This is a genomic window from Dactylosporangium sp. CA-052675 (assembly GCF_050947935.1).
Classification (GTDB): domain Bacteria; phylum Actinomycetota; class Actinomycetes; order Mycobacteriales; family Micromonosporaceae; genus Dactylosporangium.
In genome coordinates this window covers 1,543,514-1,570,512 of the sequence record NZ_CP192010.1, presented here as the reverse complement: position 1 = coordinate 1,570,512, position 26,999 = coordinate 1,543,514, and the positions used below count along the sequence as shown (strand labels likewise).

Here is a 26,999-nt window from a genome sequence, read left to right as displayed (position 1 = left end):
GGGCTAGTGAACGACGGGTGTCCACTCCGGACGGCCTTGTTCGAACTCGGTGATAGCGCCTTCGTGGCGCAGGGTGAGGCCGATGTCGTCGAGGCCTTCCAGCAGCCGCCAACGACTGAAATCGTCCAGCGGGAAGTCCCATTCGTGGGCGCCCGCGCGCAACTGGCGACTCTCGAGGTCGACCGTTACCTCAAGCTTGGGGTCGGCCTCGATCGCAGCCCACAGGGTCTCGATGTGCTCGCTGCCGATCTCGACCGGCAGCAGGCCGCCCTTGAGCGCGTTGCCCCGGAAGATGTCGCCGAAACGCGGCGCCACGACGGCCCGGAAACCGTAGTCCTGCAAAGCCCAAACGGCGTGCTCACGCGATGATCCGGTGCCGAACTCGGGCCCGGTGACGAGGATCGAGGCGCCCTCGTAGGCGGGATTGTTGAGCACGAATTCGGGGTCGGAACGCCAGGCGTTGAACAGTCCGTCGGCGAACCCGGTGCGGGTGACGCGCTTGAGGTAGACGGCGGGGATGATCTGGTCGGTGTCCACGTTGGACCGGCGCAGCGGAACGGCCGTGCCGGTGTGGACGGTGAACTTCTCCATGAGTGTCCGTGTCCCTTTTAGTTCAGGTCGGCAGGGGCGGCGAGGTGGCCGGCGACGGCGGTCGCGGCGGCAACCGGAGGCGAAACCAGGTGGGTGCGGCCACCGCGGCCCTGGCGGCCCTCGAAGTTGCGGTTGGAGGTCGAGGCGGAGCGCTCGCCGGGCTTCAGTGTGTCGGGATTCATACCCAGGCACATGGAGCAGCCCGCGAAGCGCCACTCGGCACCGGCCTCGGTGAAGACCTTGTCGAGGCCCTCCTCCTCCGCGGCCGCGCGCACGGACGCGGAGCCGGGCACGACGAGCATGCGGACGCTCTCGGCGACGCGGCGCCCGCGCAGCACCTCGGCCGCGGCGCGCAGGTCCTCGAGCCGGCCGTTGGTGCAGGAGCCCAGGAAGACCACGTCGATCGCGACGTCGCGCAGCGCCGTGCCGGGGGTCAGCGCCATGTACTCCAGCGCCTTCTCCGCCGCGGCCCGCTCCGCGCTCTCGGTGAAGTCCTCCGGGCGGGGCACGAAGCCGCCGAGCGGCGCGCCCTGGCCGGGGTTGGTGCCCCAGGTGACGAACGGGGTCAGCTGGGAGATGTCCAGCGTCACCTCGGTGTCGAACTTGGCGCCGTCGTCGGTGCGCAGGCTCGACCAGTACTCCTTGGCGCGATCCCAGGCCTCGCCCTTCGGCGCGTACTCGCGGCCCTCGATGTAGGCGAAGGTCGTCTCGTCCGGCGCGATCATGCCGGCCTTGGCGCCCCACTCGATGGACATGTTGGAGATGGTCATCCGACCCTCCATGGACAGCTTCTCGATCGCGGGGCCGCGGTACTCCACCACGTGCCCGCGCCCGCCGCCCGTGCCGACCTGGCTGATGAGCGCCAGCACCAGGTCCTTCGCGGTGACGCCGGGGCCGAGCTCGCCGACGACGTTGACCGCCATGGTGCGCGGGCGCGCCTGGGACAGCGTCTGCGTGGCCAGGACGTGCTCGACCTCGGAGGTGCCGATGCCGAACGCGAGGGCGCCGAACGCCCCGTGCGTGGAGGTGTGCGAGTCGCCGCACACGATGGTCATGCCCGGCTGGGAGAGTCCCAGCTGCGGTCCCATGACGTGGACCACGCCCTGCTGGGCGTCGCCCAGCGAGTGCACGCGGATGCCGAACTCCTCGGTGTTGCGCCGCAGCGTCTCGATCTGCGTGCGCGAGACCGGGTCGCTGATGGTCAGCAGGTTGTCGGTCGGCGTGTTGTGGTCCTCGGTCGCGATCGTCAGGTCGGGCCGGCGCACCGGCCGGCCGGTCATCCGCAGGCCGTCGAAGGCCTGCGGGCTGGTGACCTCGTGCACCAGGTGCAGGTCGATGTAGAGCAGGTCGGGCTCGCCGGCGGCGGACCGCACCACGTGCGCGTCCCACACCTTCTCCGCCAGCGTTCGCGGCTGCTGTCGTGCTTCTCCCACCATCTGGACATCCTAAAATTTGGGAGGTATGTTTCGGTCTGTGGGACACAGTATGAGCGGTGTCGGCGTGCTCGACAAGGCGGTGGTCATCCTTGCCGCCTGCGTCGACGGCGCCAGCCTGGCGGAATTGGTCGAGCGGACCAAGCTTCCGCGCGCCACCGCGCACCGCCTGGCGCAGGCGCTGGAAATCCACCGCTTACTGGTTCGTGACGCGCAGGGGCGCTGGCGGCCGGGCCCGCGGCTGGGTGAGCTCGCCAACGCCGCGCCCGACGTCCTGCTGACCGCCGCCGAGCCGATGCTGACCGCCCTGCGCGACGCGACCGGAGAGAGCGCGCAGTTGTACCTGCGCCGCGCCGACGAGCGGCTGTGCGTGGCCGCGGCCGAGCGGGCCAGCGGTCTGCGCGACACCGTGCCGATCGGCGCCGTGCTGCCCATGACCGCCGGCTCGGCCGCGCAGGTCCTCCTCGCGTGGGAGCCGCCCGAGGCCGTGATGCCGCTGCTGCCCCGGTGCAAGTTCACCGGGCGAACCCTCGCCGAGGTGCGTCGGCGGGGCTGGGCGCAGAGCGTCGCCGAGCGCGAGCCGGGCGTGGCGAGCGTGTCCGCGCCGATCCGGGACCGCACCGGGCGGGTCATCGCGGCGATCAGCGTGTCCGGGCCGATCGAGCGCCTGGGCCGGCGGCCCGGTGACCGGCACGCGATGGCTGTGGTGCGTGCCGGGCAGCGCCTGTCCGGGCTGTAGGCCCTCACCTACGACCAAGCCCCCATCCTCGACGTCGACCGGCCCGGACCCCCGCGTCCGGGCCGTTCGCGTGGCCGGGCGCGGGCGGGTTGCGGGGCGCGCGGAAACGCCTGGGTGCGCGGGTTGCGGGGCGCGTGGGTGAGCGGGTTGCGGACGAGCGGGTTGCGCGGTGCGCGGACGCGCTTACGATTCGGCGGGACGTGCCGTGCGGAGTCCGGGGTGTACCGGCGCGCGGGCGCGTACTGCAATCGGCGGATCCGGGGCGCGGTCCCGGAGCGCATCAGCTGGAAGGAACGCCAGTGCCCGAATCGACGACACCCGCCAGCCCGGAGCCGGACGGCTCGGCCGGCCTGCACGCATCACCCTCGTCGGGGACGCCGTCCAACCCGCCCGGCAACGGCCCGAGCGGCCCGGACGCGCCCGACTCCCCCGCGACGCCGACGGAACCGCAGCTCCCGCCCGCACAGCCGGGTGGTGGCGGCAGCAGCAGCCGCGGCGGCTGCATGTCGATGATCATCGCGCTCGTCGTGTTCATCGCGGCGATCCTCGGCATCGCCACGCAGCTCTAGATCGCGTCGCGCGCCGGTCCGCGGCACGGCCCCGCGCGCCCGCGCCGCCGACTCGGCGGATTCATGACCGTGCACTCCCCCGCTAGCATCTCGGTCACGTCCAGCGGGGGAGGCACAACCATGTCATCGACGGACGATCCGTCACAGCCGGGCACCACCGAAGACCCGCCCGGCGCTCCTGAGGTGCCGTCCGGCACTTCCGCGGAGCCGCTCGACACTTCCGGCGAGCCGCTTGGCGTCGCCGAAGAGCCGCCGACCGACGGCGAGCCGGCCGCCGAGCACTCCGACATCCAGCCCGTCGAGGCCGAGCGCCCCGCCTCCGGGAGCTTCACGCCCGTCGCCGCCGTGCTCGCCGGCGCGATGTCCGCCGAGGGCATGCTGACCGGGCCCGGCGGGGCGGACGCGCCCGGGCGGGCGCGGCGGCGCCTCGCCCTGGTGCTCGGCGCCTCGGCCGTGGTCGTCGCGGTGCTGGCGGCGGGCGCGGCGTACGCGGTGATGCAGCGCTGGGACAAGCCGACCGGCGCGCTGCCGGAGGACCGGCTCCCGGCCTCGGTCGCGGCGTTCGCGCGGGTCAACCTGACGCCGGGGCTGGGCCAGCGGGTCAAGTTCGAGGAGCTGCTGCGCAAGAGCAAGGGCGCGCCCCCCGACCTGGACGGGCTGGAGCGCGAGCTGTTCGAGGACCTTCGGGCGCCGGTGACGTACGCGGACGTGGCGCCCTGGTTCGACGACCGCATCGGGGTCGCGATGTGGGCCGCGCCCGCGCGCCCGGACTGGGCGGTGACGCTCGTCGCGGCGTCGGCGCGGGACGAGAAGCAGGCGCGCGGGTCGCTGGAGGCGCTGCAGCGCCGGCGCGGGACGGACCGGGTGGGCTTCGTGGTCGAGGACGGGTACGTCCTGCTGGCCGTCGGCGACCTGGACGCCCAGGGCACGGCGACGGCCGCGGCCGCGGAGGCGAAGCGGGCGCCGCTGGCGAAGGCCCCCGGGTTCCGTGCCGCGATCGCGACGCTCCCGGGCGACCAGCCGGCGATCGGCTGGGCCGACCTGGCGAAGGCGAACCGGCTCAGCCCGGAGCTGGACGAGGAGTACGTGTCGAGCCTGATCGGCGGGGTGGGCTTCGTCGAGGACCCGGTCGCGGGGCCCGGCGCGGGTCCGAGCACCTCGCCGGGGCCGGCCGACGTGCCGGCCCTCGACCCGCACGGGGTCGCCGTCTTCGGCCTCCGCGCGGCCGACGATGCCCTCGAGGCGACCGTGCGGCTCATCGGGGTGGACGGGCTGCCGCTCGGTACCGATGCCGGGAAAACGGACGTCGTGGACGCTCTGGGCGGCCTCTCCGGCGATGCCTCGGCCGCGGGCGTCCTCGCGGGGCCGCTCGGTGACCTGACGAAGGTGCTGGGGCCGGGCGCCGGGTATCTGCCGATGAGCCTGTTCGGCACGGCCATGCTGCCGCCGGGTCCGCTCAGCGAGGGCGACCTGGGCGAACCCGGCGACCTGCCGCCGGGGTTCGTCGTGGCCGACCCGGAGGCGCTCAAGCGGTACATGCGGGAGCATCCGGAGATGTTCGCGGACGTGCCGGAGGGCGACCTGAGGATCATCACCGGCGACGAGGTGGTGGAGCGGCTGCGGGACGGGACGCAGCCGGACAAGCTCGCGGCGGCGCTCGCGTCCGGGCTGGGCGCGGCGCGTGTGGTGTCGTTCGTGGTGGCCGGGAAGGCCGGCGAGGAGTCGCCGGAGGCTCCGTTGCTGCTCGACCTGCGCATGGCGGACGCCGCGGCGGCCGCGCGGACGCAGCAGGAGCTCGCAGACCTCGCGAAGATCACCAAGGTGAAGTGTGAGCAGCACGAGGACCGTGTGGTGCTGCGTTCGGACGCGTACGCGGGCGGGACGTCGCGGCTGGCGGACGATCCGCTGTTCCGGCGCGCGATGGCGGGCGCGGTCGCGAGCCCGGTGGCGGCGGTGTACCTGGCGGGGTCGGCGGTCGGCGAGCAGGTCCGGGCGGTCGGGGTGACGGCGGGGCGCGCGGGCGCGGACACGGTGCTGCAGGCCCGGCTGGTCGTGGCCTAGAACGCGCGCGGCGCCCGGCTACTCGTCGCCCGAACCTGCGCGACGGCGGCTGTCCGTCGCGTGAACCTGGGCGACGCCGGCTGTCCGTCGCGTGAACCTGCGCCGCGGGCGGCTGTCCGTTGGCTGAACCGCGACCGGGGGCCTGGAGGTCACGTCTCCAGGCCCCCGGGCCGGTCCTCGAAAACACAACAGCCGCTCCGAGGTCTGACTCCTCGAAGCGGCTGAATCGTGCGTATCTGTAGCCCCGACCGGATTCGAACCGGCGCTACCGCCTTGAGAGGGCGGCGTCCTGGGCCGCTAGACGACGGGGCCCCAGTACTTTCCTTACGTGCTGACGTGCGGTGAAACACTACAGCACCGCGATCTTGCTGCGGCGCTGGGGTACCAGGACTCGAACCTAGACTAACTGAGCCAGAATCAGTCGGGCTGCCAATTACCCCATACCCCATTGGCGCTTACCGCGCCGGAAGAGAACTTTACCGGAGAGCCCCTTCCACGCCAAATCGGTTGTCGCCAACACGCCTAATCCAAGGTCAGGACCTTGTTGCTGAGCGCGCCGACCCCCTCGATCGAGACCACGACCTCGTCGCCGCTGGCCATCGGGGAGACGCCGGCCGGGGTGCCGGTGAGGATCACGTCGCCGGGCAGCAGCGTCATCACATGTGACACATATGACACGAGCGTCGGCACGTCGAACACCATGTCCTTGGTCCGGCCGAGCTGGCGGACCTCCTCGTTGACCTCGCAGCGGACCTCGACGTCGCTGACGTCCACGCCGGTGACGATCCACGGGCCGATCGGGCAGAACGAGTCGAAGCCCTTCGCGCGGGTGAACTGGACGTCCTTGCGCTGCAGGTCGCGCGCGGTCACGTCGTTGGCGCAGGTGTAGCCGAAGATCGCCGCGGCCGCGCCCGCGCGGTCGACCCGCCGCGCGCCGGTCACGCCGATGACGACGGCGAGCTCCGCCTCGTGCTCGACCTGCTGCGACTGCGGGGGCAGCCGGATGGCGTCGTTGGGCCCGATGACGGACGTGGAGGGCTTGAGGAAGAGCAGGGGCTCCTTCGGGACGTCGTTGCCGAGCTCGGCCGCGTGGTCGGCGTAGTTCCGCCCGACGCACACCACCTTGCTGGGCAGGATGGGCGAGAGCAGCCGCACGTCGGCGACGGCCCAGCGCTGGCCGGTGAACCGGAGCTCCCCGAAGGGGTGGCCCTCGATCTCGGCGACGGTCAGCCCGGACGCGCCGGCCGACGACTCGCCTTCAACGACCCCGAACGACATGCCACTGCTGTGGGCGAAACGAGCGATACGCACGGGTGGAAATCTACTCCCCGAGCACGTGACGCTCCACGAACGCGTTGCGGAAGGTGCCCGCCGGGTCCAGCCGCGCGGCGAGGGCGGCGAAGTCGCGCCCGCGCGCATACCCCGGCGCGTGCCGGAAGACCTTGCCCCAGTGCGGGCGCGGGGCGAACGGCGCGAGTGCCGCTTCGAGCGCGTCAACCGCCTCAAGAACAAGATCATGATTCGGTACCCACGTGAAGTGCAGCGCCACGCTGTCGCGCTCGAAGTGCGGGCTGAGCCACATCGAGTCCGCCGCGACCGTGCGGATCTCGGAGATCTGCAACGCCGGCACGACCTGGTCACAGACCCGCTCGACGGCCGCGAAGGCCGCGACCGCGTCCGCGCGCGCCACGAAGTACTCGGTCTGCAGCTCCTCGCCGCTACTCGGGGTGAACTCGAGCTTGAAGTGCGGGAGCCGCTCGTGCCACGGCCCGGGCGCGCCGCCCTGCTCGGTGCAGTGCTCGGGCGACATGACGGCGATCGGGTGCCGCTTGCCCGCGGCGGGGACGGCGCCGAACAGCTCCGCGGGCGCGGGCGCGTCCTCGTCGCGCCGCTTGAGCCAGACCTGGTCGACGGTGTCGCCGTGCCAGCCGGTGAAGAGACTCACGCTGTACGCCGCCGACGCGATCTCGTCCCAGTGCGCGTCGAGCTCGGCGCGCGGGAGCTGTTCGTAGACGTGCTGGCTGATGCGGTACCGCGGCTGGATGTCCAGCGTGACCCGCACGACGGCGCCGAGCATGCCGAGCGCGACCACGGCACCGTCGAAGTCCGCGTCCCCGCGCCGCAGCGACACCAGCTCGCCGCCGCCGGTCACGATGTCGACGCCGGCGACCGCGGTGGCCAGGTTGCCGAGCCCGGCCCCGGACCCGTGCGTGGCGGTCGCGACCGCGCCCGCGATCGAGATGTGCGGCAGCGACCCGAGGTTGTGCAGCGCGTAGCCGTCGGCGTCCAGGCGGCGCGCCAGCTCGCCGTAGCGCACCCCGCCCGCGACGCTGACGGTTCCCGCGCCGGCGTCGATCCGGATGTCGGCGGGCAGCCCGGCCACGCTGAGGAGGTCGGCGTCGGTGTCGGCGATCGTGTTGAACGAGTGGCCGGTGCCGAGCACCCGCACCCGCTCCGCCCGGGCGACGATCTCCTGCACCTGCTCGACGCTCGCGGGGCGGTGCACCCGCGCGGCGCTGAACTCGATGTTGCCGGCCCAGTTCCGCAGCCGCTCGCTCATTTCTGCCGCCTTCCAGCCCCTGTGAAGCCCGGTACTGCCCGCCACGGTAACGACCTCGGGTGACTTCCGCCTCCGCGCGTCCTCGGCGCCGGCTTCCACGCTCCGACGGGGCGCGCGCCTGCACCGCGCTCAACTCGGGCCGGTTGACGGCCTCCGCCCGCGGTGTCTCGCCTCCGCGCGGTCCCTCGCCTGCGTATGGGGCATGCCGGCGGTCGCGGTAGGGCTGCGGTGTGGGCGGGCGCGACGCAGACGATGCGCGCAGACGCGACACAGGCGCGACGCAGACCGCGCGGGCGCGACACAGACCGCGCGGGCGCGACACAGACCGCGCGGGCGCGACACAGACGGCGCGGGCGCGACGCGAACGGTGTGCGGGTGCGACGCAGACGGTGCACGCGATGCACGCGGCGCGACGCAGGCCCGACGCAGACGGCGCGCGGGCGCGACGTAGACGTGACGCTGACGGTGCGCGGGCGCGACGCAAATGGTGCGCGCGGACGCGACGCTGACGGTGCGGGGGCGCGACGCGAACGGCGCGGGCGCGACGCGACGCAGGCGGTGCGGGTGCAGCGTGTCCATGACGGTCGACCCGCGGACGGATCGGTTGCCAGCCCGGGAACGGATTGAGTGCCGTGGCCGCGCGTTGCCCGGTGGGCGCCAGGCAACGCGCGGCGGCTCGGGGTGGCGCCGGTGGGCGGATGCGGGGTCAGGCGGGCTGGTTGAGGTACCGGAGCATCTGCTGGATCTCGGCGGTGCGCGACTCGTCGATGCGCTTGGCCAGGTCCAGCGCCCCGGGGTTGACTCCCGAGCCGGTCTCCATGCGCGCGATCTCGATCGCGTTGTGCTGGTGCGCGATGAGCAGGTTCAGGAACTTCGTCTCGAAGTCTGCTCCGGTCGCGGCCTGCAGCGCCTTGATGTCGTCCGGGTTGGCGCCGTGCGCGCCGCCGTGGCCGGCGTGCGCGGACGCGTCGGCGTTGGGCGGCTGGCCCCACGACTCGAGCCAGACCTGCATCGTCTTGAGCTCGTCGGTCTCGGTGGCGTCGATCGCGGCCGCGAGGGTGCGTACGTCCTCGCGTGCGGCCTTCGTCCGGGCCAGGCGCACCATCTCCAGGGCCTGGCTGTGGTGCGCCGCCATCATCTGACTGAACATGACGTCGGTGTCGTTGAAGACGCGTTGCTCGGTTCCTGCCGGGGCGGGCTGGGCCGGGGCGGCGGCGCAGCCCGCCAGCAGGAACGTCGCGAGCAGGAGCGCGATGCGTTTCATGGGTCTCCCTGCGCGCGGGGGCGTCCCGGGGGTGCCGGGACGCCGCCCTTCTTTCAGCGGTACCGGATGATCAGACGCGTTGCCACAGAGCCGGGACGTTGGGCGGTTCCCAGCCGGGGATGGCGGTGTGCGCCTGGCGGCACTGGTACGTCACGCCGTTGTACGTGACGCGGTCGCCGGCCTTGTACGCGGTGCCGGCGGCCCAGGTGGTCGTGCCCGTCGGCGGCTGCGAGGTCGGGGAGGTGGACGGTGAGGGGCTCGGACGCGTCGGCGACGGCGACGGCTGGGTGGGCGTCGGCGTCGGGTTCCCGCCGCCGGTGCCGACCTGGAGGTCGACGCACGAGTAGAACGCGTTGCCGGTGTCGGCGATGTTCCAGCGCGCCAGCACCAGGATGCGGCCGGTACGGCCGCCGAGGTTCACCGTGTGGGAGACGGTCGCGTCGGGCTGACGGTTACCGCCGTCGATGTTGGCGATGCGGGTGCCGCCCACGAAGTACTCGAAGTTCGTCGTGGAGTGGCGTGCGGTGAACACCCACGTGAACGTGACGGTGTTGCCGACCGACGTCGCGGGCCAGCCCTTGTTCGGGTCGTCCAGCTCCGCGAACCGGCTGTTGCCGCCGCTGCAGCTGGTCAGGCCCTTCGGGCCTTCGACGCTCTGCGGTTCGTAGACGATCTCGCCGCAGTTGGCCACGCGGCCCTGGGCGCACATCGCCTGGCGGCTGGGGGGTGAGGAGATGTACCCGTGCGCGGACGCAGGGGACGCCGTCACGAGGAGTGCGGCGGCCACGGCGGCCAGCGTGAGGGGTACCGCAGCGATCGCTTTACGCATTCAATCGCTCCTTCCAGCGGTGGGGGGTGATGCCGCCCAATGTAAGGGAAGGATTGTTAACAGTAAATAACCTTTATGAATATTGGTCGATGGAGCGCTCTCACTTCAGGTAGGGTTGACCAGCCTTTAAGGCGCGGCTGTGCGCGAGGCGCGGCTGTGCGCGAGGCGCGGCTGTGCGCGAGGCGCGGCTGTGCGCGAGGCGCGGCTGTGCGCGAGGCGCGGCTGTGCGCGAGGCGCGGCTGTGCGCGAGGCGCGGCTGTGCGCGAGGCGCGGCTGTGCGCGAGGCGCGGCCGTGCGCGAGGCGCGGCCGTGCGCGAGGCGCGGCTGTGCGCGAGGCGCGGCCGTGCGCGAGGCGCGGCCGTGCGCGAGACGCGGCCGTGCGCGAGACGCGGCCGTGCGCGAGACGCGGCCGTGCGCGAGACGCGGCCGTGCGCGAGACGCGGCCGTGCGCGAGACGCGGCCGTGCGCGAGACGCGGCCGTGCGCGAGACGCCGGTGCCTCGCTGCTTCGTGGCCGGATGCCGGCCCGGGCTCACGCTCGAGCGCCGGCCACGCGTCCGCGCGGCCACCCCGGTGGGCGAGGTTCGCCCTCCCGATCGCGGTCAGGTCAGCACGGACCCGTCCGACCCGGTTCGCGAGGAGTCGTCATGCCTTACATCGCAACGTCCGACGGCGCGCAGATCTTCTACAAGGACTGGGGCTCCGGCCGCCCCGTCGTATTCAGTCACGGCTGGCCGCTCAACGCCGACGCCTGGGACACCCAGATGATGCTGCTCGCGTCGCAGGGCTTCCGCGCGGTCGCGCACGATCGTCGCGGCCATGGACGGTCCACGCAGACGTGGTCCGGCAACGACATGGACACCTACGCCGACGACCTCGCGGAGCTGGTGGACCAGCTGGGACTCACCGACGCCGTCCTGGTCGGGCACTCCACCGGCGGCGGCGAGGTCACCCGGTACCTCGGGCGCCACGGCACGTCGCGCGTGTCGAAGGCGGTGCTGGTGGGGGCCGTTCCGCCGCTGATGCTCAAGACCGACGCCAACCCCGAGGGCACTCCGCGCGGCATGTTCGACGAGATCCGCGCCGGGTTGCTCGCCGATCGCTCGCAGTACTACCGGGAGCTGAGCCGTCCGTTCTACGGCGCCAACCGGCCCGGCAGCAACGTCTCGGACGGCCTGCGCGAGCAGTTCTGGCGGCTGAGCATGCAGGCGGGGCTCAAGGCCGCGTACGACTGCGTACGCGAGTTCTCCGAGACCGACTTCACCGAGGACCTCAAGCGCATCGACATTCCCGTGTTCGTCGCGCACGGCGACGCCGACCAGATCGTGCCGATCCAGGCCGCCGCGCTCAAGTCCGTGCGGCTGCTCAAGAACGCGAGCCTGAAGGTGTACCCGGGCGCGCCCCACGGCATCAGCGGCACCTACGAGGCCGCGTTCAACACCGACCTGCTCGCGTTCGTCCAGGACTGATCACGAGCCTTCGCAAGCCGGTTCGCCGTGAGCGTCCAGCGTCGCGAGGAAGCGGACCAGACCAGACCGTCCAGCGTGGCGAGGAAGCGGACCAGACCGGACCGTCCAGCATCGCGAGGAAGCGGACCAGACCGGACCGTCCAACGTCGCGAAGAAGCGGATCAGCCCAGACCATCCAGCGTCGCGAGGAGGCGTTGCACCACGGGGGTCGCGGTGCGGACGTTCCAGGCGAGGCCGATGTCGACGGTGGGGGTCGGCGGGGTGAGGCGGCGCAGCACCACGCCGCGCAGTCGCAGGGCCTTCGCCCGGCCCTCCGGCACCGCCGCGACCACGCCGCCCGCCGCGACCGCGCGCAGCAGTTGCTCGTCGTCGGGCTCGTAGCGGACCAGGTTGATCCCGGACGGCCACACCTGCGCGACGATGCGGTCGAACATGCCGGGGCCGTTCTCGCGCGGCCACATCACCGCCGGCTCGCCCGCGACCTCCTCGCGCGAGACCCGGCGCAGGCGGGCCAGGCGGTGCCCGGACGGCAGGGCCAGCCGCAGCTCCTCGGTGTCGACCAGCCGCCAGTGGATGCCGGGCTCGTCGAGCGGCGGCCGGACGAATGCCGCGTCGTACCGCCCCGCCGTCAGTCCCGCGACGTTCGGCGCGTGCCAGCCGGTCTCCGGCAGTACCTCGACGTGCGGGTTCTGCGCCCGGAAGCGTTCGATCAGCGCGTCGACCCGCCCGCCCCGGGCCGAGCGCGTGTACGCCAGCCGAATGCGCCCGTCCTGCCCGCGCGCGGCCGCGTCGATGTTCTCCCGCGCGGCCCGGGCCTGCGCGAGCAGCAGCGTGGCCTCGGCCGCCACGACCTTGCCGACGGCGGTGAGCGAGCAGCCGCCGGGGCGGCGTTCGACGAGGCGGGCGCCGACCTCGCGCTCGAGCGTGCGGATCTGCTGGCTCAGCGCCGGTTGGGCGATGCACAGCTCCTTGGCCGCGTGGGTGAAGTGCAGCTCCCGGGCCAGCACCACGAAGTAGCGCAGCCGCCGCAGATCCAGCGGTTCCATCGGGCGAGCATAGGCGCGGGCGCGACGGGTGGTCCAGGTCATGGAGAGGCGGCCTCACGCGCGGGCCATAAGCGTGGCTTATCGCGCGATAACCCGCGCGACCTGGACAAAGTCGGCCGGACGCTGGTTGCCTGCAGTGCATGGATGACGTGACTGTTGTCGGTGCCGGGGTCATTGGACTGACGTGTGCGGTGCGGCTGCTCGAAGCCGGGGCGCGGGTGCGGGTCGTCACGGCCGACGAGCCGCTGCGCACGGTGTCGCGCCTCGCGGCGGCCGTCTGGTACCCCACGCACACCGCGGCTGATCCGCGGGTGCTGGTGTGGGCGCACAGGACGTACGACTTCTTGATGGCGCAGGCGGGTGACGGCATTGCCGGCGTGGCGCCGCGGCCGACGCGGATGCTGCTTCGCCGGCCCGCCGGCGCGCCGTGGTGGGCATCGGCGGTGCCCGACTTCGCGACGCATCCGGGCGAGTGGCGGTTCACGGTGCCGTCGGTGGAGATGGAGGCGTACCTCCCGTGGCTGGCCGAGCGCGTCCGGGCGCTGGGCGGCACGATCACGCGCGGGCGCGTGGAGCACCTCGCCGACCTGGGCGGGCAGGCGGGCACGGTGGTCAACGCGACCGGGCTGGGCGCGCGGGCGCTCGCCGATGACGCGGCGATGTTTCCGGCCCGGGGGCAGATCGTGGTCGTGGCCAATCCGGGGATCGAGACGTCGGTGCGCGACGAGGAGCATCCGGACGGCATGACGTACATCCATCCGCGCTCGCGCGACGTCGTGCTCGGCGGGACGTTCCAGCCCGGCGACTGGAACGAGGCCCCCGAGCCCGCGACGTCGGCGGCGATTCTGCGGCGGTGTGCGGAACTCGTGCCCGAGCTCGCCGGCGTGCGAACGCTGTCGGAGGCGGCCGGGCTGCGGCCCGCGCGGGAGGGTGGGCCGCGGCTCGAGGTGGACCCGGAGCGGCTGCCGGGTGGCACGCGCGTCGTGCACTGCTACGGCCACGGGGGCGCGGGCGTGACGCTGTCCTGGGGGTGCGCGGACGAGGTCGCGGGCCTCGTGTCGCGGAGCTGAAGCCGGATACGCGAGACAACGGCAAGCCGGCCACACCCCGGAGAAGTCACACGGATGACGCGCGGAAGCGGGCAGCACCCCACCGCGCGGGAACCGGCACCACGCCGCCACGCCACCCCGCGGGAACAGGCACCACGCCGCCGCCACGCCCCCGCGGAAGCAGACACCCACGCCACCGCGCGGAAAAAGCAGACACCGTGCGGGAATGGGCACCGCGCGGGAACGGGCACCACGCCACCGCGCGGGAGCGGCGTGGTGCCCGGGTGAAGCCGGAGGGTCAGGCGTCGCGGGACTTGAAGAGGTACGCCGCGCTGATCAGCAGGATCGCCGTCCAGCCCGAGAAGACCGCGTACCCCTCCCACGGCGTCAGCAGAGACCCTCGCGGCACCGTCGGCTCGAAGATGAGCGATCCGGCGTTGGTCGGCATCCACGCGTGCACCCGCGCGCCCCACGTGCCCGGGAGCAGCGACGTCAGCTGCGACACGATGAGGATGAGGCCCAGGACGGTGGTGATCGCCCCGGCGGTGTGCCGGATGATCGCGCCGAGGGCGAGCGAGAACAGGCCCAGCATCGCCGTGAAGAGGCCGGCGCCGATCACGGCTCGGGTGACGCCCGGGTCGCTCAGGGAGACCGGGACGTGGGCCGAGATGATGGCCTTGCCCAGGAAGTACGCACCGAAGGAGAGCAGCTCGCCGACGGCCAGCATGAGGCCGGCGAAGACGAGGATCTTCGCGGACAGGACGGTCAGGCGGCGCGGTTGCGCCTGGAGGGTGGAGCGGATCATGCCGGTGGTGTACTCGGCGGAGATCACCATCACCCCGAGCACGGCGACGACGAGCTGGGCGATGAACACGGGGCGCGAGAGGATCAAGTCCAGCGGGTGCGTGCGCAGGTACTCCTGCCCGGACGGGTCGGCCGTGTCCCACTGGCGGATCACCGCCCACGCGATGAGCGACATGAGGCCGAGGGCGATGGCGGCCATGGCCACCAGCGACCACACGGTCGAGCGCACCGTGCGCAGCTTCGTCCACTCCGAGCGGAGCATGCCGGGCAGGGCGGCTCGGGGCAGTACCGGATCCGTCATCGCTTCTCCCCCGGGACGGCCGCGTGGTACTCCACGCTGTCCTTGGTCAGTTCCATGAACGCCTGCTCCAGCGAGGCCTGCAGCGGCGAGAGCTCGTGCAGCCGGACGCCGCCGTCGTAGGCCAGGTCGCCGACGCGCGGGAGCGGCAGCTCGGTAATGAGCAGGGCGCCGTCGGGCTCGGGCGCGACCGTGCCGCCCGCGGCGGTGACGAGCTCGGTCAGGCGGGCGGGATCGGGCGTCCGCGCGCGTACCGCCAGCGACGAGTTCCGGTCGATGAACTCACGCACCGTGCAGTCCGCGATGAGCCGGCCGCGGCCGATCACGAGCAGGTGGTCGGCGGTGTGCTCCATCTCGGACATGAGGTGGCTGGAGACGAGCACGGTGCGGCCCTCGGCGGCCAGGGAGCGCATAAGGTTGCGGATCCACAGGATGCCCTCGGGGTCCAGGCCGTTGACCGGCTCGTCGAACATGAGCACCCGCGGGTCGCCCAGCAGCGCCGCGGCGATGCCGAGCCGCTGGCCCATGCCGAGCGAGAAGCCCTTCGAGCGCTTCCGCGCGACACCGGTGAGCCCGACGATCTCGAGCACCTCGCCGACGCGACGGCGCGGCAGGTTGTTGCTCTGGGCGAGGCACAGCAGGTGGTGGTACGCGCTGCGCCCGCCGTGGATGGCCTTCGCGTCCAGCAGCGCCCCGACCTCGCGCAACGGGCTGCCGAGGGCCGCGAACGGCCGGCCGTTGACGGTGACCGTGCCCGCGCTCGGCGCGTCCAGGCCCACGATCATGCGCATCGTGGTCGACTTGCCCGCCCCGTTCGGCCCGAGAAATCCGGTGACCTGCCCGGGGCGCACGGTGAACGAGAGCCCGTCGACGGCGACACGGTCGCCGTAGCGCTTCGTGAGGCCGACAGCCTCGATCATGGTGGTGTCCCTCCGCTGCGGTGGCCGGTGCGCCCCCGCGCGGACGCACCGTCTCGGCACGCCGCCGCGCGCGGGGAAGGCGGCCGAACGAGGCCGGTCCCGCGCGGGCGCGCCGTCGAAGCGAAGGTAGAAGGGTGCTGCTGTGGCGAGGCTTTGAGAGGCTGTGAGGCCGCTCAGCCGCGCGTGTAGGTCAGGTCGAAGTCCTTGGACCACGTGAGGCCGTCCTGGGACATCTCCCAGTACGCGTCGATGCGCTTGCCGTCCGCGGTGATGGTGCCGGTGAAGCGCTGGTTGAAGCCCTCGGCCGCGCGCCAGATGCGCCACGTGCCGCCGTCGACGTCCATGCCGTAGGCCCGCAGCACGCCGCGCGCGTCGGAGTACAGCATCGTGAAGGTCTTGCTGCCGTCGTCGTAGCCGATCAGCGACGTCGTCGGGAAGGGCGAGTTCTCGATCCACTCGCGGGGGACCTCGTCGCCCGGCGGGTCCGCGTCCGCGCGCTGCACGAGGAACTCCCCGTCGTCCGCCCACGCGAAGCTCGCCCAGCCGCGCATGGTGACCTTGCCGTTCACGGTGGCGACGGTGTCCCACATGCCCAGCAAGGGCCCCAAACGCCGCCGTACCTCACTCATCGCCACTCCCCGGATCCGAGTTCCCGCCAGAACATGAACCCGACTTATACACCAGGCGCCCGCGCCCGGACTCCTCCCGGCGGTCAGTCGGCGACGGCCTCCAGGAGCCTCTCGCACTCGGCGATCAGGCGCGCCCGCAGCGGCGCGGCGCGCTCGGCGAAGGAGCGCTGCGCCTCGACGTAGCGGGCGCGGCCCTCGGGGGTCTCGATGCGCACCGGCTCGTAGCCGAGGTCGGCCAGGTCGTAGGGCGAGGCGCGCATGTCGAGCGTGCGCACGTCGCGGGCGAGCTCGAAGCAGTCGGCGATGAGCTCGGCGGGCACGAGCGGGGACATCTTGTACGCGTGCTTGTAGAGGTCCATGTTCGCGTGCAGGCAGCCGGGCTGCTCGTTGGCCGTCTGGGACTCGCGGGTCGGCCGGAGCAGGTTCAGCGGGCGCGCGGGGGCGGTGTAGAAGCGGTACGCGTCGTAGTGGCTGCACCGGATCCGGCTGCCCTCGACGACCGCGTCGGTGCCGGCCGGGCCCAAACGCAACGGCCACGCGTTGTGCCGCACCTCGTCCTGGGTCTGGCGGTACACCATCGCCCACTCGTGCAGCCCGAAGCACCCCAGGTGCGGCGTCCGGGCGGCGGTGGCGACGAGCAGGCCGCGGATCCACGCGATCGCCTCCGCGCGGCGGGCCGGCACGGTCGCCGCCTCCGCGCCCGAGCCGGCGAGCTCCACGCCCGCGCCCGGGTGCCAGCGGCGCAGCTGGGCGGGGCGGTAGGAGTAGTACGTGAACAGGAAGTCCTCGACGGGGTGCTTGCGCCCGAGCCGGCGGCGGGCGAGGTGCGGCTCGATCCACGCGTCCACGCGCGCCTCGTGGGCGGCGCGGCGGGCCTCCCAGGTCGGCCGGTCCAGAACGGTGAGCTGCACCGTACAAGTTTACGAAGGGGTAGCGTCGGAGCCATGCGCAAGCTCGCCGCTCTGCTGCTCGCCTGCTCACTGCCCCTCGCCGCGTGCGCGGACGCGCCCGGCGGATCGGCCGAGCCCGCGACCGCGCGGCCGGGGACCACGGGCGCGTACGGTACCGCCGCCCCACCGGCGCTCGGGGCGCCGACCCGGGTCAAGGTCGACGTGCCGTCCGGGCTCGGGGGCGCACCGTTCAACCAGGACCGGTACCTGCAGCTGCCCGCCGGCTGGAAGGCGTCCGTCTACGCGCGGGTCGACAAGGCCCGCTTCATGGCCCTGACGCCGAGCGGGGACCTGCTGGTCTCCCAGCCGGGCGCCGGCAAGGTGCAGCTCGTGCGCGCGGGCGCGGTGTCGGAGTTCGCGACGGGCCTGCGCCAGCCCCACGACATGGTGTTCGCGCCGGTCAACGGGCAGACGTACCTGTTCATCGCCGAGTCGAACCGTGTCGTGCGGTACCCGTACACCAACGGCGACACGAAGGCGCGAAACGGCGAGGTCGTCGCCGACGGGCTGCCCGACACCAGCACGCCCGAGCTGCGCGGCACCTACGCGCACGTGCTCAAGAACATCGCCGTGCACGGCCAGACGCTGTACGTCTCGATCGCCTCCACGTGCAACGCCTGCGTCTCGGACACCGAGAGCGACCCGGAGCGGGCGGCGATCTACACGTACGCCGCGGGGGGCACGAACGCGTCGCGGCATCTGCTCGCCCACGGCATCCGCAACGCCGAGGGCCTCGCCTTCCGCCCCGGCTCCGACGAGCTCTGGATCGTCGTGAACAACCGCGACAACACGCTCGTGCCGGACGACCGCGACGTCGACGGCGACGGCAAGTCGGACAAGGGCCAGCGCATGCCGCAGTTCGTCGACAACTACCCGCCCGAGGAGATGATCAAGGTCCGCGACGGCGGCTTCTACGGGTGGCCGTTCTGCAACCCGAACAGCGACAACGGCCTGCGCAACATGGGCTTCCTGCGCGACTACGAGCTCAACCGCGACGGCTCGAAGGCCGACTGTGCCAAGGCCGACCCGATCGACCTGGGGCTGCCCGCGCACAGCGCGCCGCTGGGCCTGACGTTCTACAACGGCGGGGCGATCGTGCCGCTGCACGGGTCGTGGAACCGCACGAAGCCGGCCGGCTACAAGGTGTTGTTCATTCCGTGGACGGCGAACGGCCCGGGCGACCCCGTCGACCTGGCGACCGGGTTCGTGGGCGCGGACGGGAAGTGGTGGGGACGGCCCGTGGACGCGGCGGTCGACACCGACGGGACGCTGCTGATCAGCGACGACGGCAGCGGTACCATCCTGCGCCTGACGCCCCCGCGCGCCGACTGACGCGCGGGCCGCCGCCGCCCGCCGAACCGCGCGGCCCGACGGGTTCGTGTCCCGAGCCGCCGACAGCGCCAGGCGCGGAGGCGCGGAGGCGCGGAGGCGCGGAGGCGCGGAGGCGCGGAGGCGCGGAGGCGCGGAGGCGCGGAGGCGCGGAGGCGCGGAGGCGCGGAGGCGCGGAGGCGCGGAGGCGCGGAGGCGCGGAGGCGCGGAGGCGCGGAGGCGCGGAGGCGCGGAGGCGCGGAGGCGCGGAGGCGCGGAGGCGCGGAGGCGCGGAGGCGCGGAGGCGCGGAGGCGCGGAGGCGCGGAGGCGCGGAGGCGCGGAGGCGCGGAGGCGCGGAGGCGCGGAGGCGCGGAGGCGCGGAGGCGCGGAGGCGCGGAGGCGCGGAGGCGCGGAGGCGCGGAGGCGCGGAGGCGCGGAGGCGCGGAGGCGCGGAGGCGCGGAGGCGCGGAGGCGCGGAGGCGCGGAGGCGCGGAGGCGCGGAGGCGCGGAGGCGCGGAGGCGCGGAGGCGCGGAGGCGCGGAGGCGCGGAGGCGCGGAGGCGCGGAGGCGCGGAGGCGCGGAGGCGCGGAGGCGCGGAGGCGCTAGGTCGGGCGGGCGATCCGGGCCGGGCTGCCGTCGGCGTTGTGGAACGTCACGCCGACCGGTCCATTGTGGACCGTCAGCTCCCCCGCGGCCGTGACGCTCACGTCCAGTTCGCCGTCGGCGATCTTCAGGCCTCGGACGCGGTACGCGCCGACCGGGGACGGGGCGAGCGGGGCGAACGTGACGCGGCCCGCGGGTACGTCGACGTCCAGGCCCAGCAGGGCGATCAGGATCGCGGGCGCCGCGGCGGCGGCCCAGGCCTGGGGGCGGCAGGCGAACGGGTACGGCGTGGGCCGCTCGTCGCCGCCGTACAGCTCCGGCAGCCGGTACTCGAACCGCTCCGCCGCGGCCAGCAGGGCCGTGATCACCGCCGACGCCTCCGCGCGGTGGCCGTCGTGCGCCAGGCCCAGCAGGGCGATCGCGTTGTCGTGGGGCCAGACGGAGCCGAGGTGATAGGCGAGGGGGTCGTACCCGGCCGAGGCCGGCGACGCCGTGCGGATCCCGAACGGCGAGCGCAGCCCGGCCAGGTGCCCGGCCACGGTGGCGCTCTCCTCCGGCGTCAGCAGTCCGGTGCCCAGCAGATGGCCCATGTTCGACGCCACCAGGTCGACCGGGTGGCCGTCACCGTCCAGGGCGATCGCCGGATGCCCGCCGGGGCACCAGAACGCCGCCCGGAAGCGGGCGCTCAGGTCGTCGGCCCAGGCTCGCCACCGCTGCGCCTCGTCCGCCGCGGACTCGGCCCCGGAGCCGCCCGCGCCCGCGCCGCCCCCGCCGCCCGCGCTGGCCACGCCCGCGCCGCCCCCGCCGCCCGCGCCCGCGCCGCCCGCGCCGGCCACGCCCGCGCCGGCCGCGCCGCCCGCGCCGGCCACGTCCGCGCCGGCCGCGCCGCCCGCGCCGTCCGCGTCCAAGGCGGCCGGGCGCGCCGGGTCCGAGCCCCCGCCGGCCTCCTCCGCGAGCCACGCATCCAAGCCCGCCAAGCCCGTCAAGCCCGCAAGAGCCTCCGCCGCGCCGGAGCGCCCGGACGACACAGCGAGGCCGGACAGCGCGGGGCGAGGAGTTGCGCCGTCCGAAAGCTGCTCCAGGAGCCAGGCGCCGTCGAGGGCGGCACGGTACGCGTACGCCTGCACCTCGCTCAACGCGATCGGCCCCCGCGCCGCGCGGCCGTCCGCGTGCTGGATGGCCTCCGCCGAGTCCTTCCAGCCCTGGTTGGACAGGCCGGGGCCGCCGGTCGAGTGGGTGATGAAGCCGTCGTGGCGCCGCAGCCAGGCCAGGGCGCGGCGGACGTTCGGCAGCAGGGCGCGGACGGCCGCGGCGGGCATGCCCCAGCGGTAGGCCTCCGCGAGGGTGCTCACGAACAGCGGGGTGGCGTCGACCGTGCCGTAGTAGGTCGGCGGGAAGCTCGGGGCGCTGTCGGCGCGGCGCAGCTCGTGCAGGATGCGGCCCGGCTGCTCCTCCGTCGCCGGGTCGTCCGCGGTGCCCTGGCGGTCCGCGAGGGCGCGCAGGGTGCCGGCGGCGACGTCGTGGCCGAGCGGCAGGGCCAGGCGGGCGGACCACAGGGCGTCGCGGCCGAAGAGGGTCAGGAACCAGGGGCTGCCGGCGGCGTAGTACACGTGCGCGCCCTCGGTGCGGCGCAGCGCGTCCAGGTCCTGCACGCCGGTGCGGACGAGCGCGTCCAGGCGGTGGTCCTCGGCGGCCACGCGCAGGGTGCTGAACCGCTTGGGCCGGGCGATCGGCGGGATGTCGGTGCGGGTCACGCGCAGTTCGGCGGACCAGCCGGCGCCCGGGGGCACGACCGCCCGCCACTGCAGCGTCGCCTCCGCGCCCGCGGTCGTCACGGCCGGCGGCGGCGTCGCCTCGATCCGGACCGACATGCCATCGGCCGAACGCCATTCGAGCTCGGGCGAGACGGTGCCGGTCACCTGGGCGACGCCGCCCGCGCGGACGAGGCCCAGCGGTGCGAAATCGGTCGCGGCCCGCACCCTCACCGTGACCGTGCGCGGCTCCGAGGCGGCGTTGGTCAGCGTGATGATCTCCGTTCCGCCCGTCGGCTCCGCGAGCCGGTCGCGCCGCAGGGTCAGGGCGGCATCGTGCAGTACCGCGGAACAACGCGCCGACGCCGCACCCGTCCGGTACGCCTCCGACACCGCGGGCTCGGCGCCGTCGACCGTCACGCGCCAGTGCGACAGCACGCGGCGGTCCTCCACGTAGAGGCCGTCGGCGCCGCCGGACAGGGTGCCCGAGGGCGGCGACAGCCACGTGGCGGGGGCGGCCACGCAGGTGAGGTGCTCGTGGACGTACGGCGGCCGCATCCCTCAGCCGCCGATGACGTTCACGGCCCGGGCCACCACCAGCAGGACCGTGACCAGGGAGACCACGGACTCGGCCAGCATCAGCAGCTTGGCCCGGACGGTCATCGGCAGCGTGTCCGTCGGGCTGAACGCGGTCGCGTTGGTGAAGGCGAGGTAGAGGTAGTCGAAGAAGCCGGGCTCCCAGTCGTGGGGCGCGAGGTCCGGCACCTGCATCGGGGTGAACAGCAGGTCGGGGTGCGGGTTGTCCGCGTCCGCGCGGGCGGCCGGGCCGCCGCGGTCGATCTCCCAGAACCACAGGGCGAACACGATCACGTTGGTGAGCCAGATCGCGGCGCCCCACAGCAGCAGGTGGGCGGGCGGCAGCTCGCTCTGGTGCTTCTCGAACAGCGCCCGGACGAGCAGCCACACCGACCAGGCGGTGACGACGGTCAGCAGCGCGACGAGGCCGAGCGCGAGGGGGCGCAGGACGCGGGTCTCGCGGTTGATGCGCAGCGGGTTGACGACCACGATCACGAGCAGCGCGGCGCCCTCCAGGCCGGGCAGCAGCCAGCGCGGGCGCGGCGCGAGATCGGCGGGCAGCACCAGGTGGATGACGATGGCGATCGCGATGACGAGCGCGGCGGGCCAGCGCTGCTCCGCTTCCGTGCGGCGCAACCAGCCGGGCACCTGGGCGGGCGGGAGATCACTCACAGACGCCAACCGTAGACCTGCGCGGACGGTCAGGCGAGGAGGTGGTACACCCGCCAGCCGATCGCCACGAAGCCGGCCAGCGCCAGGACGCCGAGGTAGGCCAGGACGAGGCGGGTGTCGCGCAGGACGCACTTCGACCGTGTGAGGCCGCGGCGGCGCGCGCGCACGTACCCGGCGAACCCGAGCAGCGCGAACCCCACCACCGCGATCGGCCCGAGCAGCCAGGCCAGGGCCGCGATCGTGGCGTACACGCACAGCCGCAGCGGGTCGTAGGGCTGCTCCGTCATCGCGCGGCCGCGCGCGGCAGGCGCTGGGCGGACAGCGCGGGCCAGGCCTGCACGGCGCAGAACGGCGCGCACTGGTCCTGCGGCCCGGACTCGCCGGGGCGGCGGGTCGCGACGTGCACGCAGCACTGCAGCAGCCGCTCCTCGATCATCGTGTGCATGTCCATGAAGGGCTTGACCGTGATGCGCTTGACCCGCTCCCCCAGCATCTTGCGCAGCCGCCGGCGGCCGCCCGGCAGCGACGCCGAGACGAGCGTCGTGAGCGTCGAGATGCCCAGGTCGCAGTTCTCGCAGATGTCGCGCCACAGGTCGCCCACGTCCGGGTGGGACAGCGACGACTGCTCCGAGAGCAGCCCGAGCAGCGAGTCCTTGACCGCGCCGCGCAGGGCCGCGGGGAGCTGGACGTCGGCGATGCGGTTGGCGACGAGGTCGGGCGCGAGGTCGAGGAACTCCAGGAGCCGGTCGTGGCCGATGAGCTTGGTCATCGACTGCCACTGGCCCGCGTCGTCGCGCAGCATGTACCCGACCGAGCAGCAGTGCGGGTGCGAGCAGGGCAGCGCCGTGAGGTCGCGCCAGGTGACCAGGTCGCCGGTCTGCGGGCCGAGCCGCGCGAGGACGCCGGTGTGGGTGAGCCGGTCCATCGGGTCGATCGGGCCCGAGCGGCCGGAGCCGAACTGGGGCTGCAGGGAGACGCCGCCGACGTACGGGGTGTCCAGCGCCCGCTTCACGACCGCGCCGATCTCGTCGTCGTTCACGCCGAGCGCGCAGGTCATCGTGAGCGTGGTGAAGATGCCGCGCGCGGAGAGGCGCTCCACGGCCTGGTCCTTGAGCCGGCGCAGGTCGGCGCCGCGGTGGTGGCGGGCGGCGCGCTCGGACACGCCGTCGTACTGCAGGTAGACCTCGACCCGCTCCCGGTGCTCGGTGAGGAGGTCCAGCAGCGCGTCGTCGCGGGCGATCCGCACGCCGTTGGAGTTGACGAGGACCCGCACGACGTTGCGCCGGCCGACCTCGTCGAGCAGCTCGGCGAGCCACGGGTAGAGGGTCGGCTCGCCGCCGGAGAGCATGAGCACGTCGATGCGGCCGTTCTCCCGCGACAGCTTCGTGTCGACACTGGCGAGCACGTCGGCGAGCGGCACGGCGCCCTCGATGGCCGGCGAGGAGTCGGTGAAGCAGGTCGGGCAGCGCAGGTTGCAGCTGTCGGTGAGGTCGGCGAGCAGGATGCAGGTGTGCTGGGTCTGCATCTCCGGCAGGCCGGCGAGGTAGGCCGACGGGACCGGGGCGAAGTTGCCGGCCAGGTCGGGCACGTGGGTCTTCGTGGGGGCGGTCCAGCGCTCGAGGTACCGCAGGATCTCCGGCTCCTCGTCGTAGAGGGTGCGCACCAGCCCGTGCGAGGGGCAGCCGCGCTCGAGCCAGATCCGCCCGTCGCGCTCCGCGAGCCAGCCCGAGAGGCGCTGGACGGTCTCCAGCGGACGATCCGGCCGCTCGGACGCGCAGGAGGGGCAGAACGCGTTGACGTAGCGGTGGATGCGGTCGCCGCGCAGCGGCATGCCGGAGGAGGTCATAGTTGTCCTTGGTTGAGGACGGCGAGGCACACGCCGATGCCGACGACGGGGCAGAGCAGGACGCTGGCGCCCCATCCGATGAGCAGGCCCAGGCCGATGCCGCGGTCCTTGCGCACGATCCAGATGATGCCGAACGTGAGGCACGCGGCGAACAGCGCGACCTGCAGCGCGACCTCCAGCCACAAGCCGATCAGGCCGTTGTTCGGGTCGGAGCTGCGGTTGCCCAGCGCGACCGCGCCGACGCCGAGCAGCACGGCGACGAGCTGCGCGCCGAAGACGATGCCGATGCCGGCGAACACGCGCCCGGGCCGGATGGGGCGGTCGGGCCCCGGCAGGGGCGGCGGGGGCGGGACGGTGAAGCTCATGACGCCTCCGCTTCGCTCCGGCGCCGTGAGCCGGCCCGGTATCGCCGATGAGCGGCCCCTCCGCCGCGCACCGGACCGCTCATGTCCCCTCCGCCGCGCTCCGGACCGCTCATGTCGCCTCCACGCGTTTGTTGGACCAGACGAAGCGCCCCAGGGTCAGGGGCAGCAGGGCCAGCAGGAACAGCTGCGAGCGGGTCAGGCCCGCCCACACGACCTCGTTGCCGCGCACGAACTCGACGCCGAAGCGGAACGCGGCGTACGCGGCGAGGTAGTACGTGAACAGGCGCCCGGGCGCGGTGACCCGGTCGCGCAGGGCGACGATGGCGGCGAACGCGGCCAGGTGGAACAGGATCTCGTAGACGAACGAGGGGTGCAGCGGCACGTTCGCGGGCACGTGCATGGCCGCGGCGTGCGCCTCGTCGAGCCGGATGCCCCAGGGCAGGCGCGTCGGGGTGCCCGGCGGCTCGGCCAGCAGGCAGCCGATCCGGCCGACCGCCATGCCCGCGGCGACGGCGGGGGCGAAGAGGTTGCCCGTCTTGTGCGGGTACCCGCCGATCCGCTTGCCGAGCAGGGCGCCCAGGTAGGCGCCGAGGAGCCCGGAGAGGATGCTGCGGTTGCCGTACGCCCACTGCTCCAGCAACGAGGCGTTGTCGCGCGGGTCGAGGTGCTGCGCCCAGGTGCCCAGCCGCGCGAGGATCGCCCCGCCGACGAGGGCGCCGGCCAGCACGTACCAGAGGCGCTCGTCCGCGGCCCGGCGCAGGCGGATCTCCTGGAGCAGCACGAGGGCGGCGATCCCGACGCCGAGCGCCACGAACACGTCGTGGGACAGGATCGCCACCGGGCCGATCCGCATGATCACCGGGTGCACGGTTGCCGAGCCTAGTGCCATCCGGGCGCGCCCGGGCGCGTCTGGCCCTTGCGTCGCTGCCCTACCCTGGTGGAATGGCCACCACGCAGGACACCCTGCCGTTGCTGCCCGAGAAGCCGGTCAAGCGGCGCAGCCGGTGGTGGAGCGTCGTGATGTGGCTGCTGGCGGTGCCGTTCGTGGCCTGGGCCGCGCTGCGCCTCCTCGGGCTCGACAGCGGCTTCCCGGCCGTCCAGCTCATCGCCTTCACGCCCTACGTCGCGGTCGCGTCGCTCGTCCCGCTCGTCGTGGCGCTGCTGACGAAGCGGGTCTGGCCGGCCGTCATCACCGCCGTCGCGACCGTCGCGCTCGCGGCCTGCGTGCTGCCGCGCTGGATCGCCGACAGCGACCCGGGGCCGCAGGACGGGCCGGGGCTGCGGGTGCTGAGCGTCAACATGCTCATGGGCGGCGCGGACGCGGGCACGATCGTCGCCCTGGTGCGGGATCTGCACGTGGACCTGGTGGCGCTGCAGGAGTACACGCCGGAGGCCAAGGCCGCGCTGAACACCGCGGGGCTGGACGCGATGCTGCCCAACGCGGTGTCGTACCCGCGCCCGGGCGTGACCGGCTCCGCGGTCTACAGCCGCTTCCCGGTGACCGACCTCGGCTACCGCCACTTCCCGAGCGACTTCGGCCAGGCCCAGGCGGGCGTGGCGGTGCCGGGCGCGACAGACGTGCGGGTGGAGTCGGTGCACCCGTGCGCGCCCGCGGACGCGCACGGGGCGGCGTGCTGGGAGCACGACATCGTGCGGGAGCCGGCCGCGACGCCGGAGGGTGCGGTGAACCTGCTCATCGGCGACTTCAACGCGACGCTGGACCACGAGAAGTTCCGGGCGGTGCTGGACACGGGCTACCGCGACGCCGCGGACGTCGCGGGGGCCGGGTTCGCGGCGTCGTGGCCCTTCGACGAGCGCTGGTTCATCCCCGGCGTGGTCCTGGACCACGTGGTGGCGGACAAGCGGGTGGGTGTTCGGAAGGTGTCCGTTCACCGCGTTCCCGACAGCGACCACAAAGCGGTCTTCGCCGAACTCATCCTGCCGAAGGGCTGATACCGGCCGAACGTACCGAAGGCGTACCTCCGGCTATACGCGGTTCGTTGGCCGGGAGTACCTTCACGTACGGATCGGGCCCCCGCCCGAGTGAAGACCACGTTGGAGCGGATGGGTGACACGTACGTTTCGCGGCCTCGCGCTCGCCATCGCCGTCCCGCTGATCCTGGGCGCGGCGGCTGCCTGCTCGGACAAGCAGGACGACAAGGCGGACCCCGCGTCGGACCGGCCGACGGTGGAGGTGACCGCGCAGCCGCAGGACGCGCAGTCGGCGCAGGTGACGGCCGAGCAGGTGTTCGACAACCTGTCGGACGGCGACTGGGCCGGCGCCTATGACCTGTGGACCGACAGCGCCAAGTCGGCGATCGGCAAGGACGCGTACATCGACCTGGTCGCCACCTGCACCGGGCAGCAGGGCGAGTATCAGGTCACGGGCGTGACGCCGGTGGACGACTCGACGGCGACGATCAAGTGGACGCACACCCCCGCCGCCGGGACCGGCCAGATGACGGGGCAGAGCACGGTGAAGTACCAGAACGGGCTCTGGCGTTTCGAGCCCGACGCCGCCGCGCTCGCCGCCTACAAACAGAGCAAATGCCCATAGATCATGGCTCGGGTCCGCGTCAGTAGCTGACCGTTGCTCCCGCCAGACAAAAGGGCGGTCCCGAGGGCCTTCGGCCGGAGGGACCGCCCTAGCCGTGTCCGCGGTGTCAA

General features: G+C 73.5%; 25 protein-coding genes and 2 tRNA genes. 8 read left to right on the top strand and 19 right to left on the bottom strand.

Annotated features, from left to right (window positions below; genetic code table 11):
• Window positions 1-3: 3 nt before the first annotated feature.
• Window positions 4-591, bottom strand: coding sequence for a 3-isopropylmalate dehydratase small subunit (gene leuD, locus ACQP1P_RS06980; protein ID WP_433084232.1), 588 nt, complete (start codon window positions 589-591; stop codon window positions 4-6).
• Window positions 592-608: 17 nt separating this feature from the next.
• Window positions 609-2,027 carry a 3-isopropylmalate dehydratase large subunit gene (leuC, locus tag ACQP1P_RS06975; RefSeq protein WP_433084230.1) on the bottom strand — a complete coding sequence of 473 codons (1,419 nt, stop codon included), beginning with the start codon at window positions 2,025-2,027 and terminating at the stop codon, window positions 609-611.
• Window positions 2,028-2,076: 49 nt separating this feature from the next.
• On the opposite strand from leuC, the gene ACQP1P_RS06970 reads away from it, so the two are divergent.
• The 3 genes from ACQP1P_RS06970 (at window position 2,077) to ACQP1P_RS06960 (ending at window position 5,393) form a co-directional block, all read left to right on the top strand.
• Entirely contained in the window at window positions 2,077-2,763 is a 687-nt protein-coding gene (locus ACQP1P_RS06970; protein WP_223101757.1) for an IclR family transcriptional regulator, read from the top strand.
• Window positions 2,764-3,062: 299 nt separating this feature from the next.
• On the top strand, window positions 3,063-3,332 hold the full coding sequence (locus ACQP1P_RS06965; protein WP_433084228.1) for a hypothetical protein: 270 nt from the start codon (window positions 3,063-3,065) through the stop codon (window positions 3,330-3,332).
• A 120-nt stretch (window positions 3,333-3,452) separates the two neighbouring features.
• Window positions 3,453-5,393 (top strand): hypothetical protein, encoded by a 1,941-nt coding sequence (locus ACQP1P_RS06960; RefSeq protein ID WP_433084226.1) that lies wholly within the window; start codon window positions 3,453-3,455, stop codon window positions 5,391-5,393.
• 239 nt (window positions 5,394-5,632) lie between these two features.
• Here the strand turns inward: ACQP1P_RS06960 and ACQP1P_RS06955 are convergent.
• The 6 genes from ACQP1P_RS06955 to ACQP1P_RS06930 form a co-directional block, all read right to left on the bottom strand.
• Window positions 5,633-5,705 (bottom strand) — tRNA-Glu (locus ACQP1P_RS06955).
• Window positions 5,706-5,769: 64 nt separating this feature from the next.
• Window positions 5,770-5,841 (bottom strand) — tRNA-Gln (locus tag ACQP1P_RS06950).
• Between the two features lie 74 nt (window positions 5,842-5,915).
• Entirely contained in the window at window positions 5,916-6,704 is a 789-nt protein-coding gene (locus ACQP1P_RS06945; protein ID WP_433084224.1) for a fumarylacetoacetate hydrolase family protein, read from the bottom strand.
• Window positions 6,705-6,714: 10 nt separating this feature from the next.
• On the bottom strand, window positions 6,715-7,953 hold the full coding sequence (locus ACQP1P_RS06940; RefSeq protein WP_433084222.1) for an FAD-binding protein: 1,239 nt from the start codon (window positions 7,951-7,953) through the stop codon (window positions 6,715-6,717).
• A 706-nt stretch (window positions 7,954-8,659) separates the two neighbouring features.
• Complete coding sequence (locus tag ACQP1P_RS06935; RefSeq protein WP_433084220.1) at window positions 8,660-9,217, bottom strand: DUF305 domain-containing protein; 558 nt, start codon at window positions 9,215-9,217, stop codon at window positions 8,660-8,662.
• A gap of 70 nt (window positions 9,218-9,287) precedes the next feature.
• On the bottom strand, window positions 9,288-10,046 hold the full coding sequence (locus ACQP1P_RS06930; protein ID WP_433084218.1) for a lytic polysaccharide monooxygenase: 759 nt from the start codon (window positions 10,044-10,046) through the stop codon (window positions 9,288-9,290).
• A 646-nt stretch (window positions 10,047-10,692) separates the two neighbouring features.
• On the opposite strand from ACQP1P_RS06930, the gene ACQP1P_RS06925 reads away from it, so the two are divergent.
• Window positions 10,693-11,514, top strand: a complete 822-nt coding sequence (locus ACQP1P_RS06925) for an alpha/beta fold hydrolase (RefSeq protein WP_433084216.1) — start codon at window positions 10,693-10,695, stop codon at window positions 11,512-11,514.
• 161 nt (window positions 11,515-11,675) lie between these two features.
• On the opposite strand, the gene ACQP1P_RS06920 is transcribed toward ACQP1P_RS06925, so the two are convergent.
• Window positions 11,676-12,560, bottom strand: a complete 885-nt coding sequence (locus tag ACQP1P_RS06920; RefSeq protein WP_433084214.1) for a LysR substrate-binding domain-containing protein — start codon at window positions 12,558-12,560, stop codon at window positions 11,676-11,678.
• Between the two features lie 140 nt (window positions 12,561-12,700).
• Between ACQP1P_RS06920 and ACQP1P_RS06915 the strand changes: the two genes are divergently transcribed.
• Complete coding sequence (locus ACQP1P_RS06915) at window positions 12,701-13,630, top strand: FAD-dependent oxidoreductase (RefSeq protein ID WP_433084212.1); 930 nt, start codon at window positions 12,701-12,703, stop codon at window positions 13,628-13,630.
• A 277-nt stretch (window positions 13,631-13,907) separates the two neighbouring features.
• On the opposite strand, the gene ACQP1P_RS06910 is transcribed toward ACQP1P_RS06915, so the two are convergent.
• The 4 genes from ACQP1P_RS06910 to ACQP1P_RS06895 form a co-directional block, all read right to left on the bottom strand.
• Window positions 13,908-14,714 (bottom strand): ABC transporter permease, encoded by an 807-nt coding sequence (locus ACQP1P_RS06910; protein ID WP_433084210.1) that lies wholly within the window; start codon window positions 14,712-14,714, stop codon window positions 13,908-13,910.
• Entirely contained in the window at window positions 14,711-15,631 is a 921-nt protein-coding gene (locus ACQP1P_RS06905) for an ABC transporter ATP-binding protein (protein ID WP_433084208.1), read from the bottom strand. The genes ACQP1P_RS06910 and ACQP1P_RS06905 overlap by 4 nt, the downstream gene beginning before the upstream one ends.
• A 173-nt stretch (window positions 15,632-15,804) precedes the next feature.
• A complete protein-coding gene (locus ACQP1P_RS06900; protein ID WP_433084206.1) occupies window positions 15,805-16,260 on the bottom strand; it encodes a hypothetical protein in 456 nt (151 codons plus the stop codon).
• 83 nt (window positions 16,261-16,343) lie between these two features.
• Window positions 16,344-17,171: a 3-methyladenine DNA glycosylase gene (locus ACQP1P_RS06895; protein ID WP_433084204.1), complete on the bottom strand. Its 828-nt coding sequence runs from the start codon at window positions 17,169-17,171 to the stop codon at window positions 16,344-16,346.
• Window positions 17,172-17,204: 33 nt separating this feature from the next.
• Between ACQP1P_RS06895 and ACQP1P_RS06890 the strand changes: the two genes are divergently transcribed.
• Window positions 17,205-18,542 (top strand): PQQ-dependent sugar dehydrogenase, encoded by a 1,338-nt coding sequence (locus ACQP1P_RS06890; RefSeq protein ID WP_433084202.1) that lies wholly within the window; start codon window positions 17,205-17,207, stop codon window positions 18,540-18,542.
• A 579-nt stretch (window positions 18,543-19,121) separates the two neighbouring features.
• Here the strand turns inward: ACQP1P_RS06890 and ACQP1P_RS06885 are convergent.
• The 6 genes from ACQP1P_RS06885 to ACQP1P_RS06860 form a co-directional block, all read right to left on the bottom strand.
• Window positions 19,122-21,431: a glycogen debranching N-terminal domain-containing protein gene (locus ACQP1P_RS06885; RefSeq protein WP_433084201.1), complete on the bottom strand. Its 2,310-nt coding sequence runs from the start codon at window positions 21,429-21,431 to the stop codon at window positions 19,122-19,124.
• A 3-nt stretch (window positions 21,432-21,434) separates the two neighbouring features.
• On the bottom strand, window positions 21,435-22,121 hold the full coding sequence (locus ACQP1P_RS06880) for a hypothetical protein (protein ID WP_433084199.1): 687 nt from the start codon (window positions 22,119-22,121) through the stop codon (window positions 21,435-21,437).
• Between the two features lie 29 nt (window positions 22,122-22,150).
• Window positions 22,151-22,408 (bottom strand): hypothetical protein, encoded by a 258-nt coding sequence (locus ACQP1P_RS06875; protein WP_433084197.1) that lies wholly within the window; start codon window positions 22,406-22,408, stop codon window positions 22,151-22,153.
• Complete coding sequence (locus tag ACQP1P_RS06870) at window positions 22,405-23,967, bottom strand: radical SAM protein (protein WP_433084195.1); 1,563 nt, start codon at window positions 23,965-23,967, stop codon at window positions 22,405-22,407. The genes ACQP1P_RS06875 and ACQP1P_RS06870 overlap by 4 nt, the downstream gene beginning before the upstream one ends.
• Complete coding sequence (locus ACQP1P_RS06865; RefSeq protein ID WP_433084194.1) at window positions 23,964-24,332, bottom strand: hypothetical protein; 369 nt, start codon at window positions 24,330-24,332, stop codon at window positions 23,964-23,966. The genes ACQP1P_RS06870 and ACQP1P_RS06865 overlap by 4 nt, the downstream gene beginning before the upstream one ends.
• Before the next feature lie 109 nt (window positions 24,333-24,441).
• Window positions 24,442-25,185, bottom strand: a complete 744-nt coding sequence (locus ACQP1P_RS06860) for a prolipoprotein diacylglyceryl transferase (protein ID WP_433089876.1) — start codon at window positions 25,183-25,185, stop codon at window positions 24,442-24,444.
• An 89-nt stretch (window positions 25,186-25,274) separates the two neighbouring features.
• Here ACQP1P_RS06860 and ACQP1P_RS06855 point away from each other — a divergent pair, with 89 nt between their 5' ends.
• On the top strand, window positions 25,275-26,285 hold the full coding sequence (locus ACQP1P_RS06855) for an endonuclease/exonuclease/phosphatase family protein (RefSeq protein WP_433084192.1): 1,011 nt from the start codon (window positions 25,275-25,277) through the stop codon (window positions 26,283-26,285).
• 115 nt (window positions 26,286-26,400) lie between these two features.
• Complete coding sequence (locus tag ACQP1P_RS06850; protein ID WP_433084190.1) at window positions 26,401-26,889, top strand: hypothetical protein; 489 nt, start codon at window positions 26,401-26,403, stop codon at window positions 26,887-26,889.
• The last annotated feature ends 110 nt before the right edge of the window (window positions 26,890-26,999 follow it).

Coding starts and splice junctions, on each gene's coding strand:
- ACQP1P_RS06885 (WP_433084201.1), bottom strand. CDS start 21,431: ATGCGGCCGCCGTACGTCCACGAGCACCTCACCTGCGTGGCCGCCCCC.
- ACQP1P_RS06970 (WP_223101757.1), top strand. CDS start 2,077: ATGAGCGGTGTCGGCGTGCTCGACAAGGCGGTGGTCATCCTTGCCGCC.
- ACQP1P_RS06890 (WP_433084202.1), top strand. CDS start 17,205: ATGCGCAAGCTCGCCGCTCTGCTGCTCGCCTGCTCACTGCCCCTCGCC.
- leuD (WP_433084232.1), bottom strand. CDS start 591: ATGGAGAAGTTCACCGTCCACACCGGCACGGCCGTTCCGCTGCGCCGG.
- ACQP1P_RS06870 (WP_433084195.1), bottom strand. CDS start 23,967: ATGACCTCCTCCGGCATGCCGCTGCGCGGCGACCGCATCCACCGCTAC.
- ACQP1P_RS06940 (WP_433084222.1), bottom strand. CDS start 7,953: ATGAGCGAGCGGCTGCGGAACTGGGCCGGCAACATCGAGTTCAGCGCC.
- ACQP1P_RS06875 (WP_433084197.1), bottom strand. CDS start 22,408: ATGACGGAGCAGCCCTACGACCCGCTGCGGCTGTGCGTGTACGCCACG.
- ACQP1P_RS06910 (WP_433084210.1), bottom strand. CDS start 14,714: ATGACGGATCCGGTACTGCCCCGAGCCGCCCTGCCCGGCATGCTCCGC.
- ACQP1P_RS06860 (WP_433089876.1), bottom strand. CDS start 25,185: ATGCGGATCGGCCCGGTGGCGATCCTGTCCCACGACGTGTTCGTGGCG.
- ACQP1P_RS06865 (WP_433084194.1), bottom strand. CDS start 24,332: ATGAGCTTCACCGTCCCGCCCCCGCCGCCCCTGCCGGGGCCCGACCGC.
- ACQP1P_RS06900 (WP_433084206.1), bottom strand. CDS start 16,260: ATGAGTGAGGTACGGCGGCGTTTGGGGCCCTTGCTGGGCATGTGGGAC.
- ACQP1P_RS06960 (WP_433084226.1), top strand. CDS start 3,453: ATGTCATCGACGGACGATCCGTCACAGCCGGGCACCACCGAAGACCCG.
- ACQP1P_RS06905 (WP_433084208.1), bottom strand. CDS start 15,631: ATGATCGAGGCTGTCGGCCTCACGAAGCGCTACGGCGACCGTGTCGCC.
- leuC (WP_433084230.1), bottom strand. CDS start 2,027: ATGGTGGGAGAAGCACGACAGCAGCCGCGAACGCTGGCGGAGAAGGTG.
- ACQP1P_RS06925 (WP_433084216.1), top strand. CDS start 10,693: ATGCCTTACATCGCAACGTCCGACGGCGCGCAGATCTTCTACAAGGAC.
- ACQP1P_RS06935 (WP_433084220.1), bottom strand. CDS start 9,217: ATGAAACGCATCGCGCTCCTGCTCGCGACGTTCCTGCTGGCGGGCTGC.
- ACQP1P_RS06855 (WP_433084192.1), top strand. CDS start 25,275: ATGGCCACCACGCAGGACACCCTGCCGTTGCTGCCCGAGAAGCCGGTC.
- ACQP1P_RS06920 (WP_433084214.1), bottom strand. CDS start 12,560: ATGGAACCGCTGGATCTGCGGCGGCTGCGCTACTTCGTGGTGCTGGCC.
- ACQP1P_RS06930 (WP_433084218.1), bottom strand. CDS start 10,046: ATGCGTAAAGCGATCGCTGCGGTACCCCTCACGCTGGCCGCCGTGGCC.
- ACQP1P_RS06915 (WP_433084212.1), top strand. CDS start 12,701: ATGGATGACGTGACTGTTGTCGGTGCCGGGGTCATTGGACTGACGTGT.